Raw genomic sequence first — 17,983 nt, 5'->3', positions numbered from 1 at the left:
TTAGGCGCCCGGGGCTGCATTCTTGGCGGCGACCAACTCGTCGATGCGATCGGCGAGATTTTGCAGCACGAAATACTGCTCGGTCGTGGCCTTGCCGTCGTTGACCTCCTGGGTCCATTTTTCGAGCGGCATCTTGATCCCGAACGCCTTGTCGATGGCAAAGGCGATGTCGAGGAAGTCCAGGCTGTCGATGCCCAGATCGTCGATGGCGTGGCTCTCCGGCTTGATCGTGTCGCGCGGGATGTCGCAGGTCTCCGCGATAATGTTGGCGATCTGATCGAATGTGGAAGACATCATTAAGCCTTTGATATACTGGAGAAAATCCGGAACGGCTTGGAGGAGGCGGGTGCACGGCCCCGGAAGGCCTTTTTCCCTCGGCCGGAGTCGAGTGCCCGTATATCGGAGCGGGGCGCTGAGTTCAATGGAGGGGGGCGGTCAGGGCGGAGAGGGATTTGGGGGCAAAGATGGCGGTTTTTGGTTCCGGGGAGTCGCCTAAGGAATCACCGTCTCTCGCTCGCCAACCGTAGCCCGGAGCGTAGCGACATCCGGGTCTTCGCGTCCCGCATGTCGCGGAGCCTGTCATCACTGCGCGAGCGCAATTGCGCTCGTCCCGTGGCGCGCATTCGCGCGACCCGGCTCATGCGGGCTACGGTTCAACCGGCCCTTAGCATGAACGCATCGAAATATGCCGCAAGCTCAGCATGGCCATCGAGCGGAAGCACGTGCGCGACGTACTGGTCCGGTCGCACCACGACCATGCAGCCCCCGTTCCGATCGATACCGCGCATCGAAAAGATGTCGTGGCCGGCCTTGAGATCGGGGCAGAAGTTTTTTTCGTAATCGATGAGCCCGTAGCGTCCTTTGCGCGGGAGCAGGAGCGGGGGCATCGTCTCGATGGCGAGCTCGGTGTGCGCGTGTTGGAACACCGCGCGGACATCGATCACGGAATCGATATCTGCGCCCGCAGGAGTGTGCCTCCTGACCGGAGATTTGGGGTTTTCGTTCAGGAAATCGCACAGCGCGCGAACAGGGGAGTTGGCGGCCGCGGGATCGCCCGCGCCGGCAAAGACGAAAAGCCGAAAGCGCCCGTCCGCCTTGGCGACGTGGCCGAGATGAACCGGCTTGGCGTCCGAAAGCTGGACGACCGGCGCGGAGTGAAAGCGTGTGCCGATCACAAATCCCTTGGCGAGATGCTGGTGATCGGGTGCGGCGGTGAGGATAGACGCACCGTAACGCGTCGCCGTTCCCGCGGTATAGCGGCCGTGCCGGACAAAATAGTTTTGGGTTTGCGCCGCGTCGGCGCCCTTGTTGTCGCCTTTGGCGGAGGCAAGGATCTCGGCCCATTCGCGATCGAAGTCGATCAGCTCCTTCGCGACCGCCTGCCGTTCCGCCGAATAGCTGTGCAAGAGATGCGGCGCGCTGCGTCGGCGCAGAACGGAGGCGAGCTTCCATCCGAGATTGAAGGCGTCCTGCATCGAGACGTTCATGCCCTGGCCGGCCTTGGGGCTGTGGGTGTGGCAGGCATCGCCGGCGATGAACACGCGGGGCAGACGGGTTGCGATTTCTTCGGCCGGCACGTCGTCGAACTTGTCGGTCAGCCGCTGGCCGATTTCGTAAACCGACCACCAGGCGATCTCCTTCACGTCGAGCGTATGCGGATTGAGAATCCGCCGCGCCTTCGCGATCAGATCATCCGGCGTGATGTTGCGGCTGGCGACCCGCTCGCCGGCGTCGAGATTGGCGAGTTCGACATAGAGCCGGACCAGATAGCCGCCTTCGCGCGGGATCACGATGATGCTGCCATCGCGAGCCGACTGGATCAGCACCTTGAAGCGGATGTCGGGAAAGTCGGTGACGGCAAGGACGTCCATCACGCCCCAGGCGTGGTTGGCGGAATCGCCGCGCAGCTCGCGACCGATCGACTTGCGCACCGTGCTGCGCGCGCCGTCGCATCCCACAATATAGCGCGCTTTGATGGTTTCGACCTCGCCCTCGTGCCCGGCATCGAGCCGTTCGAGGCGCACGGTCACGGCGTGATCTTCAACCTGCGCCGTCGGCGCGATCGAAAGATCCAGCAATCGCCGTGAATAATAGGGCTCGAGCTTCGCCGGCGATTTGCGCATGATATCGAGGTAGCAATCATGCACGCGCGCCTGGTTCAGGATGAGGTGCGGCATCTCCGACAGCCCGTCCTCGACGTCCTGAACCCGGCCGCCGCGCACGATGTTTTCGGGCTTGCGATCGTCCGGCTTCCAGAACATCGTTTCGGTGATCCAGCAGGCTTCCTTCAGCACGCGCTCGCCGAAACCGAAGGCGTGAAACATCTCCATGGTGCGGCAGGCGACGCCGTCGGCCTGGCCGCGCAAGAGCCGGCTCGGCTTCTGCTCGACGATGCAGGTCTTGATGTCGGCAAACGCTGAAAGCTGCGCCGCCAGCGTCAGGCCCGCCGGTCCGCAGCCGACGATCAGGACATCGACTTCCGCCGGAATCGGTCCGGACATGCCGGAGGGGGCAACCCGCTCGATGGGGTCGGCGATTTCGGGGTCGCCCGGCTCGAATCCATTCAGGTGAAATTGCATCAGACCTGCTCCTCCCGTCCTTGGCCGACCGGAGTTGATTTTGACTGATCGGGTTACCCTTCATCTATGGCGTCGTTCACTTGACTGCCGGCAGATTCCGCGACCAAAGCGCACGGATGATATTGATCAGCATGCTCAGTATGCTTGTCAATTCCAGGCCTGCCTTTGAGTTTACCTTGGAGAATTTGGTGAGAGACAACAATGAGATGCCCGGCCATCTGGCGCGCCGCTTCCAGCAGAGCGCGGTGGCCGTTTTCCTGGCCGAGGTCGAGGAGGCGGGCTTCGACCTTACGCCAGTTCAGTACGCTGCATTGGCAGCCATCAAGATGAACCCGGGGATCGATCAGGTGACGTTGGCTGGCCTCATCGCCTATGACCGCACCACCATCACCGGCGTGGTCGACCGCCTGGTGCAGAAGGGCTTGCTGGTGCGTCACGCGAGCCCCCGCGATCGCCGCGCCCGCGAATTGCAAATCACGGAAGGCGGCAAGCGAACGCTGCGCGCCATCACGCCGGCCGTCGAGGCAGCCCAGCACACCATGCTGCGCGGCCTCACCGAAAAGGAGGGCGCGGAGTTGATGCGGCTGCTGCGCAAAGCGATTACCGCCGGCAACGAACTGAGCCGCGCGCCGTTGCGGGCGGCTAATCCCTTATAATCGAAACGGCGGATTACGCTGTCGCCATCCGCTCTACGCGCTGTTAAGTGCACTGTCACCATAGCGCAACTTTAACGGCATAGGCTGCTTCAAGAGTCGAAAAGCCGGAGCCCAAGAAAAATGCAGATTGCGTTGAAGCATTTGCTTCTGGACCTTCTTTCGACGCTTGTTTTCTTTGTCATAGTCCTTTTGACCAACGATATAATGCTGGCACTTTGTTTCGGAATTGGCTTCGGCTTTTTGCAGATTGCGGTTCAGAGATATTTACGCAGTCCTATTCCTCCGATTCAATTGATGGCGCTCGCTCTGGTGCTAGTGTTTGGCGCCTCTGCGTTTATCACCAACGACAGCCGATTTCTGATGGCAAAACCGAGCATCAGCAGAGCGGCGATCGGCATCGTCATGCTTCGCCGTGGCTGGCTCGCGCGATATCTTCCAAAGATCGCCCGCGACGCGTTACCTGCAGCTCTGGTTGAACGTGTGGGTTATGTGTGGGCGGCATTGATGTTTGGTCTGGCGGCCCTGAACATAGTCGTTGCTACTACAGCGAGTACACGCATTTGGGCGCTATATTCACTAATGGTTCCGACGACAACCAAGGCTGTGGCCTTAATCGTCACTTATCTCGTCTTCAGAAGTAAGGTGAACCGCGTGTTAGCACCGGTGCGATCCGATAAGCTCGCTCGTTAGTCTTACTGCTCGGAGCGGCGCCATTGCGTTCATCGTCCGGGTTGACAATGACCGCGGCCATGCCAACTATAATGACCGGTTGATACACCGGCCGCCTGCGCCCTCTGGGATGGTGAACGTATCAAATCTCTCGGCCCTCGCTATTGGCGAACGGGTCGGCAAGGCAGGCACCGATCTCCTCCGTTCGCCGATACGGGTACTCTCATGCGCGATTTCCGCGATGCGAAAGCCATGGCGCGTTCCCTGCGCGATGCCTTAAGTGCCAAGGCTGTGCAAACCACGCACAGCGAGTCCTTGGAGCTGATCGCGAAAGCGTTCGGCTACGACAACTGGAACATTCTGTCCGCGAAGATCGATGCAGCCCGGCCACAATCTGGCTCGGCGAACGGCTCGCAGAATCCGGCTTCACAAGACAAACCCCTCTATTGCTCGTTCTGCGGCAAGAGCCAGCACGAGGTGGAAAAGCTGGTCGCCGGGCCCTTCGTGTTCATCTGCGACGAATGCATCGACCTCTGTTCTGACGTCGTTGACGAGAGCCTGCTTCGGTTGATCGAAGGGGACGAGGAGGGCGCCCGCGCCATGTCCACCGACAGGCTGCAGCACTACGTCGTACACGCCGGCAATGGAGTGCAGCGCAATCGGCTCGCATTGCAGCGTATCGAGCGCGTGCTCGCGCATCGCGCGAACGCGTCGGGAGATAGTGATGACGTGTCGCTGTCGCCCAGCTTCGCCCAGTTGAAGAACAAGACGCCGGACGAACTACGGTCCATGCAGGAATATTCGCAAGCTCAACTGAAGCGCTACGAGCAGGCGCTACGAACGGCGACGATCATCGTGAACGAACGGACCTCGTAAATGCCTTCGTAGCGTAGCCCGGATGAAGCCAACGGGTCGCGCGAATGCGCGCCCGACGACAGGCTCCGCGAAATCCGGCGCAGGCGGTCCCGCATATCGCATGCGCTCATGCGGGCTACTCGCCCACACATGAGGCTGAGTTCACTTACGTGTTGCGTTCTACGAGCACCCGTTAGTCTTCGAGCAGCGGCCTCCAGAGGTATTGCGCGTTTGTGTGCGCCCCTTCGATAAGTCATCCAGAATCACACAATCGGGTCCCGGGCCGCCCGCGCAGGATGCATCGCAACTCGCGACGAAAGCCGCGATACTGCGCTCCAATGCCTTTAATTCCGCAAGCTTCGCGCGCACGGCGACCAAATGCTCCTGTGCAAGGTCACGCGCATGCAGGCAGGAGCTGGCAGGGTCTTGCACCAGTGCCACAAGAGAACGCACCTGATCGATGGAGAACCCAAACTCGCGACAGCGCCGGATGAGCGTCAGGCTCTTCACATCGGCATCGCTGTAGACGCGCTGGTTGCCCGCTTGACGACCCGCTGAACGAAGCAGTCCGATTTCCTCGTAATACCGGATTGTCGGCGCATTCGTACCGGTCTGCTTGGCTAGAGCGCCAATCTTAAGATTGCTCATCTATCTGATTTTCCGTCGCTTCTTTCTGCTTGAACCTCAAGTTACTTGAGGATGTAGGGTCCCCGCAAGCTCCGATCAACCGCACAAGGAGATTGCCGATGACGATGGTTGAAGCCCGGCCGATAGCCTGCACGCTTGCGTCCGGGGAGTTTGAAGACCGGCTTGCCTGGATTGCCGCCTTGAACAAGGACGCGCTTCAAAAATACGAACGTCGCGATCTTGTACTGGAATTGAGCTATGCGCTCGATGCGCGCGAGCGCGTGCATGAGATGGTCCGCAATGAGCGGGCCTGCTGCGCATTCCTTGCCTTTGAGCTTTGCGAGACGGGAAGCGAAATCCGTGTCACGGTCACAGCGCCCGAAATGGACCGCGAGGCCGCAGACACTTTGTTCGAGCAGTTTGTGGCAAACGCGGCCGCACCGTCGTCATGCGCGTGCGCCACTTCGGCATCCAGCGTGAAGGATGCCAAGGAGCCGCCGGGTTCGAAAGCCGCAGGCGTCACGGCGGTGACGCTTTCGACTGGCGCAGTTGCTTGTGGCGTATGTTGCGTCTTGCCGCTTGCGCTCCCGGCAACGGTTCTCGCCAGTGCCGGACCTTTGCTGGCGTGGTTTGTCGGCATGCATGTGTGGGTCACCGTCCTTGCCATCCTCTCGGTCGTCGGCGCATGGGGCTGGATCGCGTGGCAGACGCAGCGCACGGCTCGCAAGCCAGCCACATCAACGCTCGTCATGATGGGGGCAGCGACAGCGTTATTGGCAGTCGCAGTGCTATGGCCACTACTTGAAAAGCCGCTTATTCGAATGCTGCGGGTCTGACTCCGCGACGATCTAATCCGCTGCCTTGAGCGGCAGCGGATGCCGTGAGAAGTTCAGCCTACGAAGAGTACTATCGTTTATGTTGGCGCCGCTGTCGCGGAAATCGCCGGCTGCTTTGCGTTCTGGGGCTGGTTGCGCCTCGGCAAGCCCATCTGGTGGCTACTTCCCGGCGTCTTCTCCCTCATCGTATTTGCGTATCTGTTGACGCTCGTCCAAACGGAGGCGGCGGGACGCGCCTACGCCGCCTATGGCGGCATCTACATTGCTGCGTCGCTCGTCTGGCTCTGGGCGGTCGAGAGCGTGCGTCCGGATCGCTGGGACATCGCGGGCGCTTCCATATGTTTGATCGGCGCAGCCGTCATTCTATGGGGACCGCGCGGCTAGCGAGCGCAGCCCAGATGAGCGCAGCGATATCCCGGTCCAGCGGTCCCGCATATCGCATGCGCTCATGCGGGCTACCCACCGTCACGACCGCTTCGCTTCATCCAGAAACGCCTGCACCGCCTCGAACAGCTTGAGGCGATTGCACTCCATGATGATGGAGTGCGTGCCCTCGGCCAGCGCCACGTAGCGTTTGCCCGGGGAGTTCACCAGAAGCGGAAACAGCGTCTGCGCCATGTAGGGCGGCGTGTCACTCTTTGCCGAACTCGCGCAGATGCTGCGGCGAGATCGCAAGCCCATACTCGGTCGTCATCACCCGCGGAAGCGGGTGATCCAGTATTCCAGAGACGTCGATGATTGGACCGATAGCGCACTGGATCCCCCGCATGCGCGGGGGATGACGATGGTGTTTTGCGTCACTATCTCCGCGTCATTGCGAGCGCAGCGAAGCAATCCATCTATCCCCGAGCCGAAATGTGGATTGCTTCGCTGCGCTCGCAATGACGTGGATAGGCTGCGACGCGCTCTGCGGCTTCAGAAAAACGCCTCGCTACCCCTGCGGCGCCACCGAAATCCTTGCGCAGTCGCGGCGGCCCATCAGGACGCAATCCTGGGTCTTGCGGAGATCGGCGATGCTTACCGCAAGCCAGATGCCGATCGCGGTCAGCGCCACGGTGAAGGCGAGTGCTGCAATGTTGGCGAGCATGCGGTGACGGAAGTCGTCGCCCTCGTCGCGCGACCGTTCGTAGCGGGACAGATCGTTCGCGGTTGGCGACCCCTTGACTTGACGAGTGGCCTGGCCAGGTTCTTCCCGCCCGCCTGGCGGGTGGGCCGAGGTACGCGGCCGGAACTTGAGCACGACGTGCTCATCGTTCGTGATAATGGGCCGCTGGGTTTTCACTGCGTTCGTCCAACGAAAAGTTCTGCTGCCTTTTTAGCACGGCGGCAGCGCGTCCAACATGAAATCTTGCCAACTGCAGGACAGCCATCCATCTCCGCAACGTCTGATGGAACCGTAACGACGGGGCTCAGTCCTGTTTCGGCAACCGCCCCATCATATAGAACTCGTCGTTCGGGCGCATCGCGGTGACGTTGGCCAGCCGGTTCGACAGCGCGAAGAAGGCCGAAATGGCCGCGATGTCCCAGATGTCGTCCTCGGAAAAGCCGTGGCCGGCGACCTCGGCAAAATCGGCCTCCGAGACTTCATTGGCCGCCCGGCTCACCTTCATGGCGAAGTCGAGCATGGCGCGCTGCCGCGGCGTGATGTCGGCCTTCCGATAGTTGACCGCGATCTGGTCGGCGATCACGGGGTTTTTCGCCCGGACGCGCAGGATCGCGCCGTGGGCAATCACGCAGTAATGGCACTGGTTGGCGGCCGACGTCGCCACCACGATCATCTCGCGCTCGGCCTTGGTGAGCCCGCTGTCCTTCTCCATCAACGCGTCGTGATAGGCAAAGAAGGCGCGAAACTCGTCGGGCCGGTAGGCCAGCGTGAGGAACACGTTCGGCACGAAGCCGGACTTCTCCTGCACTGCGAGAATTCGCGTGCGGATATCCTCCGGAAGCTTGTCGATGGCGGGCGGCTGAAATCGTTTGGCGGCAGGCTTGGACATGAAAGGGTTCCGGCTGATGGCCGCGGGATGCGGCGTTGCCGGAACCATATAGCGTTTTCGGGAGAAGTGGACATCGCCCCGCGCGGAGCAATCGCGCGAAACTGTTATGCCTCAGCGCAGCGGCTTTTTCAGCAGCGAGAAGCGGTCGGGATCGAGCCCCATCGAGGGCTGCAGCATCGGCGCTTCGACCGGCGTCATGACGCGGGCGGCAGGGCGGTCGTTGATCGAGGGATCGTTCGGCACGTCCCGGTGCGAGGTGGCGCCGCGCCAGCGATCCAGCACGGCCGAGACGAAATGCATGTCGTGGCCGGCGGAAACCGACGGCACGGTGGCGATCGTGGCTTCGCTGCGCGGCAATTGATGCACCGGAACCTCCTTGAAGCGCAGCCGCGTCGGCAGCGCCACGCCTTCGCCGAAGGCCAGGACTTCGCGGGTGCCGAGCGAGGGCACGAACGACAACAGGTTGGCGGCGGCGTCCGAGACCGCCGAGCGCAAGAGCGCCTGGTCGCGGTCGTTGGCAAGGCGCATCGCAAACAGCGTGTTGCACTGGGAGATGATGGTGGCGTCGAGTTCGGCCGGGCGCTGGGTGACGAGGCCGAGATAGACGCCGTATTTGCGCCCCTCCTTGGCGATACGCGACACCGCCTTGCGCGTCGGTCCGAAGCCGATGTTGCGGTCAGCCGAGGCGTAACGATGCGCCTCTTCGCAGACGAACAGCAGCGGCGACACGCCATCGCTCCACAGGCCGAAATCGAACGCCATGCGGCACAGCACCGACACCACGGAATCCACGACTTCGGCGGGGAAGCCGGCGAGCTGCATGATGGTCATCGGCCGGCCGTTGGCAGGCAGCCGGAACAGATGGCTGATGACTTCCGCCATGGTGTCGCCGCCCACATTGGCGTTGTCGAACATGAAGGCGTAGCGCGGATCGTTGCGCACGGTTTCGATGCGCGAGATCAGCTTGTGATAGATGATGCGCGAGGAGCGGTTCTCCAGCTTGCCCATCCGCTCGTCGATCAGCGAGATCAGGTCGACGAGGCGATACGGCACCGGCGTATCGACGGTGTAGACGCCCGACTTGGGATCCATGCGCTTGAGCCCGAGCCGGTCGGAGTTCTGATACTGGGTATAGATGCCCTTCGCCATCGGAATGACTTCGGCGAGGACGTCGAGCTCTTCCGGCACGCCCGGGCGGCCGCCGAACAGCACGTCGACGATCTCTTCGAAATTGAACAGCCAGAATGGCAGCTTCAAATTGCGCGGGTTCATTACGACCGCACGATCGCCGAAGCAGCGGCCATATTCGTTGTGCACGTCGAGCAGGAAAACCCTCAGGTTCGGCCGCGCCTTCAGAATCTCGTTGAGCAGCAGCGACACGCTGGTCGATTTGCCGACGCCGGTGGAGCCGAGGACCGCGAAGTGCTTGGAAAGCATCTCCTCGACGTCGACATAGGCGATCACCGAGCGGTCCTGCTGCAGGGTGCCGACATTGATCTGGTCCGACCCGCTCGGTGCATAGACGGTGCGAAGGTCCTGGGCGGTGACGAGGTCGACGGCGTCGCCGATCGTCGGATAGTTGGTGACGCCGCGTTGGAATTTCGGGCGGTCGCCGCCGAAAATTTCGCCGAGCAGGTCGACCGATGCGGTCGCGAAGTATTCATCAGAACTTGGCTGATTCTCGCACGACACCTCGGTAATCATGGCGATGATGGTGGTGGATGTCGCACAGCGAATACTGATGAAGCGGCCGACGGTGGCGCGCACTTCGGAAAGGGGCATCTGGCCTGTCGCCAGAAGTCCGACCCGGGCGAGGGAGCCGCGCACGGAAATCACACGTCCGAAGGATGTCACGGTGTTGAACCTGGATCTCATGAATTGGGGTCTGGCCAGCATTATGGGCGGCCCCGACTAGCGAAACGGTTAAACCGGCGTGGTTCCGTATCAGCTAAATCTGCGGCATCCCGGTTAGGATCCGTATTTGCAGCGGAGTCCGATCCCACGCTCCGAGTGCGAGTTAGGCTTGGAAAATCAGGGTTTTCTCGCATCTGCTGGGTCGCACGAGCTCTGCTGCGAATTAATCTCTCGTTTACCATTTCGAAGGAGAGGACATCCGATCGGCGATGAATGCTCTCGCACCGCGCCAGGGCCATGTCGGCTGCTTATGACGTCGGCTGCTTGAAACGCGGCTGCTTGAAACGAAGGGCCCGGCTTGCTATCCAGTTTTTCATAACAAGAAACAAGGCAGGGTGGACCGCGATGAGTCGCGACAACGCATCTTGAGCGAGCCTGCGCGATCTTCCGCGCTCGCACCATTCCGCGTCAGGAACTACCGTTTTCAATGGCCGGCTGATCTGCTCACCTCGTGGGCGTTCGAGATGGAGCTGCTCATTCTCGGCTGGTACGTGCTGGTCGAGACCGGTTCGGTCCTGCTGCTTACTCTGTTCGCCTCACTCGGCTATGTCGGTACGCTGGTAGCGCCGATGTTCGGTGTGGTGGGCGACCGCATCGGTCACCGCGATCTGTTGGGCGCGATGCGCGCGACCTACGCGGTGCTGGCGGCCGTGCTGATGACCCTGGCGCTGTCCGGCCACCTCGCGCCGATTTTTGTTTTTGTCATCGCGGCCGTGATGGGCATCGTTCGCCCATCGGATCTCGGCGTGCGCGGCGCATTGGTTGCGACCATCATGCCGCATGGCCAATTGATTGGGGCGATCAGCATCTCGCGCACCACGATGGATACCGCGCGCATCGCCGGCGCGCTGAGCGGCGCCGGCCTGTTTGCCTCGCTCGGCATGGGTCCGGCCTATGTGGCGATCGTCTGCCTCTACCTCACCGCGACCGCGCTGACGCTGTGCATCGTGGCGCCGGCAAAGCCGCACGCGACGGGCGAGGCTTCCAGCGAGGCGTTGCAGCGCTCGCCGCTGCGCGATCTCAAGGAGGGCGTTGCCTATGTCTGGACCACGCCGCGGATGCAGGCCGCGCTCTGGGTGGCATTTCTGGCCAACCTCACGGCCTATCCGCTCTCCAACGGCCTGCTGCCCTATATCGCCAAGGCGATCTACGGCACCAACCAGACCGGACTTGGCTATCTGTCGGCGAGTTTTGCGGTCGGTTCGCTGGCCGGTTCGATCGTATTGAGCCTGATCCGCGATATCCGGGTGGCGCGGCTGATGATCGGCGCCACCGTCGTCTGGTACGCGACATTGCTGGTGTTTGTGCAGATGCAGACCGTGCCGACCGCGATCGTGTGCCTGGTGGTGGCGGGCTTTTCGCAAAGCCTCGCCATGATCTCGATCGCCGTCATCCTGATGCGGACCGCGAGCGAGAATTTCCGTGGCCGGGTGATGGGCGTGCGCATGATGGTGATCTATGGCCTGCCGATCGGCCTGTTGGCCGCCGGCAGCCTGATCGACGAGATCGGGTTTGCGGCGACCGGCACGGTCTACGCGGCGGCCGGTCTCGCGCTGATGCTGGCGATCGTGCTGCACTGGCGTGCCGATCTCTGGCACGTGCATGCTCCGGCGAATGCGCGATGATCTGACCGCGCAAGCCGGCTCGGCGATCTCACTGCACCTTGATATTCGCCCCCTTCATCACCCTTGTCGTTTCAGTCTGTCGCGGTGGTTGGCTCGTCTATCCAGATGTTTGTTGACTAGACCTGATATTTTGTACAAACGTACAAAACTCCAGGGCGGAAAGCAAATGCCATGACGCGAAACCCCAATATGCGGGAAGCCATCCTGAGCGCGGCCGAGCTGTTGTTCTCGACGCGCGGCTTCAATGCCGTGTCGATCCGCGACATTGCGCTGGAGGCGGGCGCCAACCCCGGCAGCATCACCTATCACTTCAAGAGCAAGGACGGGTTGCTGCTCGAAATCTACAAGCGCCATTGCGGCCCCATGAACAAGCGCCGCATCGAACTGCTGGTGGCTGCAAGGCGCGTGCGCGACATTCAGGACCGGCTGGAAGCGATCGTGCGCGCCTATGTGCGGCCGGCGTTTTCGTCGAGCAGCGATCTTGCCGGCGGCGGGGCGCGATTCACGCGGCTGCGCGCGGTGATGTCGGCCGAAGGTAACGCCGTGGTGGGGCGCATCATCGCGGAAATCTTCGACGACACCACCAACGCATTCATCGATGCCATCGCGGAAAGCCTGCCACATCTGCCGCGTACGACGATCGTCTGGCGGTCGCAGTTCCTGCTCGGCGCGCTCTATTACACCCTCGTCAATCCGGAGCGGGTGACGCGGCTGTCCCGCGGCGAAGCCGATGGCGCCGACATGGCGGAAGCGATCGAGCAGATCGTCTCGGCGACGGTCGCCTCGTTGCAGGCATCCGACGTCGATCATGTCGACGGCGCGTCACGCCGGATCAAGCCAACACAACCGCATGCGGTGGGTGCCGTTCGAAAGCGGAAAGAAAATCCATCCGACTAGGTACCTGCCCGAACCGAGCACTGCAGAAGGCACCATGAACAAGCCCACAATCCCCGGACCCGATCCCAACACGCGAACGCCGAAATTCAAGCTTCCGCCGCTGGCGTGTGACGCGCACACCCATATCTTCGGCCCCGGCGACAAATATCCTTACGCGCCCGGACGGCCCTATACGCCGCCGGACGCGCCGCTCGAGGATTTTCGGGCGCTGCACAGCAAGCTCGGAATCGGCCGCGCCGTCATCGTCAATGCCAGCGTGCACGGCACTGACAATCGCGTGGCGCTCGATGCCATTGCCGTCAGCAACGGGACCTTTCGCGCTGTCGCCAATATCGACGATACCATCACCGAGCGCGGCCTTCGCGAGCTGCACGAGGGAGGTTTCCGCGGCTGCCGCTTCAACTTCGTCCGTCATCTCGGCGGGGTGCCCGACATGGCGGCGTTCCATCGTGTCGTCGCGATGGTCGCGCCGCTCGGCTGGCACATCGACCTGCATTTCGACGCGATCGACTTGCCTGAATATGCCGAGATGCTGGCAAAATTGCCGCTGCGCTACACTATCGATCACATGGGGCGCGTCAAAGCATCCGACGGTCTCGACCAGCTTCCGTTCCGGACGCTGATCGACCTGATGAAGCGTGACGAGAAATGCTGGGTGAAGGTGTGCGGTTGCGAGCGGGTGTCCTCCGGCGGGCCACCATTCCACGACGCGGTGCCGTTCGCGCGCCGCATCGTCGAGACGGCGCCGGAGCGCGTGATCTGGGGAACCGACTGGCCGCATCCCAATGTGAAGGTGATGCCCAACGATGGCGATCTGGTCGATCTCATTCCGCTGTTTGCACCGGAACCGGAACTGCAGCAGAAGATTCTGGTCGACAATCCGGCGCGGCTGTTCGAGTTTTGAAGGAGCGCGTGCGATGGCGAACAAACGACAGCAGTATAGCTTGAGCCGGCGCCACGCGTTGTTCGCCGGCATGGCGGCGCTGGCGGCAGCGCTGTTGCTGCCGCAAATCGCCCGCGCGCAAAGCTATCCGAACCGACCGGTGCGGCTGATCCTGCCGTTCGGCGCGGGCGGCGTCGCCGACGTCACGGCGCGGCTCGTTACCGAAAAACTCGGCGAAAGGCTTGGCCAGCGCTTCGTCATCGAGAACATGCCGGGCGCCGGGGGTATCAACGCGGTGCGCGCTGTGCTGTCCGCGCCCGCGGACGGCCATACGCTGGCGCTGTTCAGCAATGGCACCGCGATTTCCGTATCGCTGTTCAAGAACCTGACGTTCAACCCGGTGGCCGATTTCGTGCCGGTTTCGAGCATGGGCTATTTCGACTTCATCTTCGTGACGCAAACCGGTTCGCCGTATCCGACGCTGGCTGACTTCATCAAGGCAGCGAAGCAAAAGCCCGGCACGCTCAATGTCGGCACCATCAATGTCGGATCGACCCAGAATCTCGCCGCGCAATTGTTCAAATCGACAGCCGGCGTCGATGTTACGATCGTGCCGTTCCGTAGTTCGCCCGAAGTGCTGATCGCGCTGTTGCGTGGCGATATCCAGATGGCGATCGAAAATTACAGCGCGGTGCGATCGCATATTGCCGACAAGGCGGCGATTGCCGTGTCGTCTTCGGGGCCCGTGCGCACCACGTTCCTGCCTGATGTGCCAACGGTGAAGGAGGCCGGCGGCGGGGATTTCGAGGCGCGGTCCTGGAACGCAATCTTTGCGCCGAAGGGCACGCCGCCGGAGGTGATCAGGACGCTCAACGCCGCGCTGCGCGAAGTGCTCGAGATGCCCGACTTGAAGAAGCGCGCGCTCGATCTCGGCATCGAGGCCAAGGCCAGCTCGCCCGAGGAAATCCAGGAACGGCTGAAGGCCGATATCGACAAATGGGCTGATGTGATCGAGCGGGCCGGAATTGCCAAACAATAGTCATGCTGCCGGTGCGGCCGGCAACGTGCAACAATCGAAGGAGGAAATCCCGATCATGAGCAATGCTGGAAAAACGGGCCTTGTGGTTACGGCGCATCCCGGCGATTTCGTCTGGCGCGCGGGCGGCGCGATCGCGCTGCACGCCAAGAAAGGCTATCGCGTCAAGATCGCCTGCCTCTCGTTCGGCGAGCGCGGCGAAAGCCAGTTCGCCTGGAAAGAGTCCGGCGCGACGATGGAGAAGGTGAAGGCCGGAAGGCGCGACGAGGCGCAGCGCGCGGCGGAGATGCTGGGCGCGGAAATCGAGTTCTTCGACGCGGGAGATTATCCGCTGCGGCTGACGGAGGCGCATTTCGACCACATGGTCGATATCTACCGCGAGCTCAATCCGTCCTTCGTGCTGACCCATGCGCTGGAGGATCCCTACAATTTCGATCATCCGAACGCGGCGCACTTCGCGCAGGAAACCCGCGTGGTCGCGCAAGCGATGGGCCACAAGCCCGGCGCCAAATACACCTATTCGGCGCCGCCGGTGTTCCTGTTCGAGCCGCATCAGCCGGAGATGTGCAATTTCAAGCCGCAGGTGATTCTCAACATCGACGAGGTCTGGGATATCAAGCGCAAGACGTTCGAAATTCTCGCGGCCCAGAAGCACCTGTGGGCCTATTACGAGCGGGTCGCGCTGCAGCGGGGCGTGCAGGGTGGCCGCAACACCGGCAAGCCAATGACCTATGGCGAGGCCTATCAGCGGTTGTTCCCGATGGCGATGGAGGAACTGGCATGAAGACGGTCGTCGTCCGCAATATCAAGCGTACAGAGCCCGAGCTCGTGAAGCGGCTCGGCGCACTCGGCGTCGCCACCGCGCATGAGGCCTATGGCCGCTTCGGCCTGATGAAGCCCTATATGCGCCCAGTCTGGAGCGGCGCCGAGACATCAGGCACCGCCGTGACCGTGCTGGCGCAGCCCGGCGACAACTGGATGATCCATGTCGCGGTGGAGCAGTGCCGACCCGGCGATATTCTGGTGGTCGGCTGCACGACCGACAATACCGACGGCATGTTCGGCGATCTGCTGGCGACCTCATTGATGGCGCGCGGCGTCAAGGGCCTCGTCATCGATGCCGGCGTTCGCGACGCCAAATCGCTTCGTGAAATGGGTTTTCCGGTGTGGTCGAAGGCGATCTCGGCCAAAGGGACGGTGAAGGCGACGCTCGGCGCCGTCAACGTTCCCGTGGTTTGCGCCGGGATCAATGTGGTGCCGGGCGATGCCGTGGTCGCCGATGACGATGGCGTCGTGGTGATCAGACGCAAGGACGCCGCCGATGTCGTCGTCAAGGGCGAAAAGCGCGTCGCCGACGAGGACGGCAAGCGCAAGCAACTCGCCGCGGGCGTGCTCGGGCTCGACATGTACAGTATGCGCGAGCCGCTGGCGAAGGCTGGGCTCGTCTATGTCGACGAGCTGGAGGAGGACTGAGGTGGCGATGCGCCTGCGCACTTTGCTCGGCGACTATCCCGGCACGACCGCGCTGAAGAGCGGATCGATCGGGTCGGATCTGGTCGCGTTCGATTTCGCGCCGTATTCGCCGACCAACAAAGGCTTCAAGCCGATGGTCCGCGAGGGGGCGTTCGACGTCTCGGAGATGGCGATCGTCACGTATTTGATGGCAAAATCCTTCGGCAAGCCGATGGTGCTGCTGCCGGATGTTGTGCTGGCGCGGTTTCAGCACGGGCATGCGCTTTACAATGCGAAGGCGGGCAAGCTCGGGCCGCGCGACCTCAACGGCACGCGGGTCGGCATCCGCTCCTTCACGACGACCACCGGCGCATGGCTGCGCGGCATCCTTGCCAATGACTATGGTGTCGATCTCGATTCGATCGACTGGGTGACGTTCGAGGACGCGCATGTCGCTGAATTCGTCGATACGACCAGGCGGGCGCCCTCGGGCAAGCAAATTGTCCAAATGCTGATCGATGGCGAACTCGATGCAGTGCTCGGCGAGAAATCGGATCATCCGGATTTGAAGCCGCTGTTTGCCGATGTCGCTGCTGAAGAGAAGGTTTGGTTTGAGAAGCACGGGGTGGTGCCGATCAACCATATGGTGGTGGTGAGCCGGAGATTGTCGGAGGAACATCCGGATGCTGTGCGGGAGGTGCATCGGCTGCTTGCCGAGTCCGCGGCGGTCTCGCCGGCAGCGCCGCGCTTCAGCCGGGACGAAATGCAACGTTCGCTTCAACTGATTATCGATTACTCCGCGCAGCAAAAGCTTATTCCGCGCGCGTTTACCGTCGACGAATTGTTCGACGACGTGACGCGGGCGCTGTAATTGTAGGGTGGGCAAAGGCGCATTGCGCCGTGCCCTCCATGTGGTTTGAACTGGTGGGCACGCTGCGCTTTGCCCACCCTACGAGAGAGACCGATAATGACCCCCGAGCCGATCTTCGATCTCGCCCATCTCGGCCACATGGAATTGCTGACGCCGAAGCCGGACGAGAGCCTGAAATTCTTCGTCGACGTCATGGGCATGACCGTCAGCGGCCAGAAGGGCGAGTCGGTCTACCTGCGGGGCTGGGACGATTACGAGCGCTATTCGCTGAAGCTGACGGCCTCGAAAACTGCCGGCATGGAGCACATGGCGTTGCGCGCGCGCAGTCCGCAGGCGCTGGAGCGTCGCGTCGCCGCGCTGAAAGGCTCCGGCTTCGACATCGGCTGGACCGATGGCGATATGGGGCAGGGACCGACGTTCCGCTGTCGCGATCCCGACGGCCATATCGTCGAGCTCTATTACGAGACCGAGTGGTATCAGGCGCCGCCCGAACTCAAGCCGGCGTTAAAGAACCAGGCGCAGCGCTTTCCGGCGCGTGGCGTCAATGTTCGCCGGCTCGATCACCTCAATTGCCTGGCCGTCGACATCAAGGCGAACAGGCTCTTCTTCGAAAACTATCTGGGCTTGCGCACCACCGAGCAGATCGTGCTGAACGACGGCACGGAAGCCGCGATGTGGATGACGATGTCGAACAAGAGCTACGACTTCGCCTATACCCGCGATCACTATGGCAAGGCCGGACGCTTCCATCACGTCACCTACGCGCTCGACAGCCGCGAGGAGATTCTTCGCGCTGCCGATATTTTTTTGGAGAACGGCGTCCACATCGAGACCGGTCCGCACAAGCACGCGATCCAGCAGACCTTCTTCCTCTACGTCTACGAGCCCGGCGGCAACCGCGTCGAAGTCGCCAATGCCGGGGCCCGGCTCATTCTCGCGCCCGACTGGAAGCCGATCGTCTGGACCGAGGAGGAGCGCAAGAAGGGGCAGGCCTGGGGGCTGAAGACGATCGAGTCGTTTCACACCCACGGCACGCCGCCGGTGTGAGGCGACGTTTGCCCGCCCTCGGTCAGCGGACGTCTAAGAGAT

At 62.1% G+C, this 17,983-nt stretch carries 19 protein-coding genes and 2 pseudogenes; 14 read left to right on the top strand and 7 right to left on the bottom strand.

Features of this window, described 5'->3' with window-relative positions; genetic code table 11:
• Window positions 1-294, bottom strand: a complete 294-nt coding sequence (locus tag YUO_RS0107380; protein WP_028346689.1) for an acyl carrier protein — start codon at window positions 292-294, stop codon at window positions 1-3.
• Window positions 295-653: 359 nt separating this feature from the next.
• The gene (locus YUO_RS0107375) at window positions 654-2,579 is read right to left on the bottom strand and encodes an FAD-binding monooxygenase (RefSeq protein WP_028346688.1); all 1,926 of its coding nucleotides are present in this window, start codon (window positions 2,577-2,579) and stop codon (window positions 654-656) included.
• 188 nt (window positions 2,580-2,767) lie between these two features.
• Here YUO_RS0107375 and YUO_RS0107370 point away from each other — a divergent pair, with 188 nt between their 5' ends.
• From YUO_RS0107370 to YUO_RS47655, 4 genes and pseudogenes are all read left to right on the top strand, one after another.
• Window positions 2,768-3,235 (top strand): MarR family winged helix-turn-helix transcriptional regulator, encoded by a 468-nt coding sequence (locus YUO_RS0107370; protein WP_028346687.1) that lies wholly within the window; start codon window positions 2,768-2,770, stop codon window positions 3,233-3,235.
• 120 nt (window positions 3,236-3,355) lie between these two features.
• Entirely contained in the window at window positions 3,356-3,925 is a 570-nt protein-coding gene (locus tag YUO_RS0107365; protein WP_035725970.1) for an inner membrane-spanning protein YciB, read from the top strand.
• A 204-nt stretch (window positions 3,926-4,129) separates the two neighbouring features.
• A pseudogene (locus YUO_RS48460) lies at window positions 4,130-4,252 on the top strand (glyoxalase superfamily protein); the annotation flags it as partial.
• Between the two features lie 93 nt (window positions 4,253-4,345).
• Window positions 4,346-4,451, top strand: a pseudogene (locus YUO_RS47655) (ClpX C4-type zinc finger protein); the annotation flags it as partial.
• A gap of 488 nt (window positions 4,452-4,939) precedes the next feature.
• Here the strand turns inward: YUO_RS47655 and YUO_RS44605 are convergent.
• On the bottom strand, window positions 4,940-5,407 hold the full coding sequence (locus YUO_RS44605; RefSeq protein WP_083754488.1) for a MerR family transcriptional regulator: 468 nt from the start codon (window positions 5,405-5,407) through the stop codon (window positions 4,940-4,942).
• A gap of 92 nt (window positions 5,408-5,499) precedes the next feature.
• On the opposite strand from YUO_RS44605, the gene YUO_RS47650 reads away from it, so the two are divergent.
• Together YUO_RS47650 and YUO_RS0107340 are read left to right on the top strand one after the other, a co-directional pair.
• The gene (locus tag YUO_RS47650; protein ID WP_235782637.1) at window positions 5,500-6,222 is read left to right on the top strand and encodes a hypothetical protein; all 723 of its coding nucleotides are present in this window, start codon (window positions 5,500-5,502) and stop codon (window positions 6,220-6,222) included.
• 72 nt (window positions 6,223-6,294) lie between these two features.
• Window positions 6,295-6,606, top strand: coding sequence for a YnfA family protein (locus YUO_RS0107340; protein ID WP_028346683.1), 312 nt, complete (start codon window positions 6,295-6,297; stop codon window positions 6,604-6,606).
• A gap of 81 nt (window positions 6,607-6,687) precedes the next feature.
• Here YUO_RS0107340 and YUO_RS44300 read toward each other — a convergent pair whose 3' ends face one another.
• The 4 genes from YUO_RS44300 to YUO_RS0107320 form a co-directional block, all read right to left on the bottom strand.
• Window positions 6,688-6,840: a hypothetical protein gene (locus tag YUO_RS44300; RefSeq protein ID WP_198027983.1), complete on the bottom strand. Its 153-nt coding sequence runs from the start codon at window positions 6,838-6,840 to the stop codon at window positions 6,688-6,690.
• A gap of 313 nt (window positions 6,841-7,153) precedes the next feature.
• The gene (locus YUO_RS0107330; protein WP_028346681.1) at window positions 7,154-7,504 is read right to left on the bottom strand and encodes a hypothetical protein; all 351 of its coding nucleotides are present in this window, start codon (window positions 7,502-7,504) and stop codon (window positions 7,154-7,156) included.
• 127 nt (window positions 7,505-7,631) lie between these two features.
• Window positions 7,632-8,216, bottom strand: a complete 585-nt coding sequence (locus YUO_RS0107325; RefSeq protein WP_028346680.1) for a peroxidase-related enzyme — start codon at window positions 8,214-8,216, stop codon at window positions 7,632-7,634.
• A gap of 111 nt (window positions 8,217-8,327) precedes the next feature.
• Window positions 8,328-10,091 carry an ATP-binding protein gene (locus tag YUO_RS0107320; protein ID WP_156908505.1) on the bottom strand — a complete coding sequence of 588 codons (1,764 nt, stop codon included), beginning with the start codon at window positions 10,089-10,091 and terminating at the stop codon, window positions 8,328-8,330.
• 404 nt (window positions 10,092-10,495) lie between these two features.
• Here YUO_RS0107320 and YUO_RS0107315 point away from each other — a divergent pair, with 404 nt between their 5' ends.
• The 8 genes from YUO_RS0107315 (at window position 10,496) to YUO_RS0107280 (ending at window position 17,941) form a co-directional block, all read left to right on the top strand.
• Window positions 10,496-11,755 carry an MFS transporter gene (locus YUO_RS0107315; protein ID WP_028346678.1) on the top strand — a complete coding sequence of 420 codons (1,260 nt, stop codon included), beginning with the start codon at window positions 10,496-10,498 and terminating at the stop codon, window positions 11,753-11,755.
• Between the two features lie 171 nt (window positions 11,756-11,926).
• A complete protein-coding gene (locus YUO_RS40035; RefSeq protein WP_083754487.1) occupies window positions 11,927-12,652 on the top strand; it encodes a TetR/AcrR family transcriptional regulator in 726 nt (241 codons plus the stop codon).
• Window positions 12,653-12,686: 34 nt separating this feature from the next.
• Window positions 12,687-13,556 (top strand): amidohydrolase family protein, encoded by an 870-nt coding sequence (locus YUO_RS0107305; RefSeq protein WP_028346677.1) that lies wholly within the window; start codon window positions 12,687-12,689, stop codon window positions 13,554-13,556.
• Window positions 13,557-13,569: 13 nt separating this feature from the next.
• Window positions 13,570-14,574, top strand: coding sequence for a Bug family tripartite tricarboxylate transporter substrate binding protein (locus tag YUO_RS0107300; RefSeq protein WP_035725967.1), 1,005 nt, complete (start codon window positions 13,570-13,572; stop codon window positions 14,572-14,574).
• A gap of 55 nt (window positions 14,575-14,629) precedes the next feature.
• A complete protein-coding gene (locus tag YUO_RS0107295) occupies window positions 14,630-15,355 on the top strand; it encodes a PIG-L deacetylase family protein (protein ID WP_028346675.1) in 726 nt (241 codons plus the stop codon).
• Window positions 15,352-16,044: a 4-carboxy-4-hydroxy-2-oxoadipate aldolase/oxaloacetate decarboxylase gene (locus tag YUO_RS0107290; RefSeq protein ID WP_028346674.1), complete on the top strand. Its 693-nt coding sequence runs from the start codon at window positions 15,352-15,354 to the stop codon at window positions 16,042-16,044. Before YUO_RS0107295 ends, YUO_RS0107290 begins: the two co-directional genes overlap by 4 nt.
• Before the next feature lie 7 nt (window positions 16,045-16,051).
• Window positions 16,052-16,894: a substrate-binding domain-containing protein gene (locus YUO_RS0107285; RefSeq protein WP_051379296.1), complete on the top strand. Its 843-nt coding sequence runs from the start codon at window positions 16,052-16,054 to the stop codon at window positions 16,892-16,894.
• A 96-nt stretch (window positions 16,895-16,990) separates the two neighbouring features.
• Window positions 16,991-17,941 (top strand): catechol 2,3-dioxygenase, encoded by a 951-nt coding sequence (locus tag YUO_RS0107280; RefSeq protein ID WP_028346672.1) that lies wholly within the window; start codon window positions 16,991-16,993, stop codon window positions 17,939-17,941.
• Window positions 17,942-17,983 lie beyond the last annotated feature (42 nt).

It is taken from the genome of Bradyrhizobium murdochi (genome assembly GCF_000472965.1).
GTDB classification, from domain to species: Bacteria; Pseudomonadota; Alphaproteobacteria; order Rhizobiales; family Xanthobacteraceae; genus Bradyrhizobium; species Bradyrhizobium murdochi.
The sequence above is the reverse complement of the archived record's forward strand: the minus strand, read 5'-3'. Positions and strand labels throughout refer to the sequence as shown.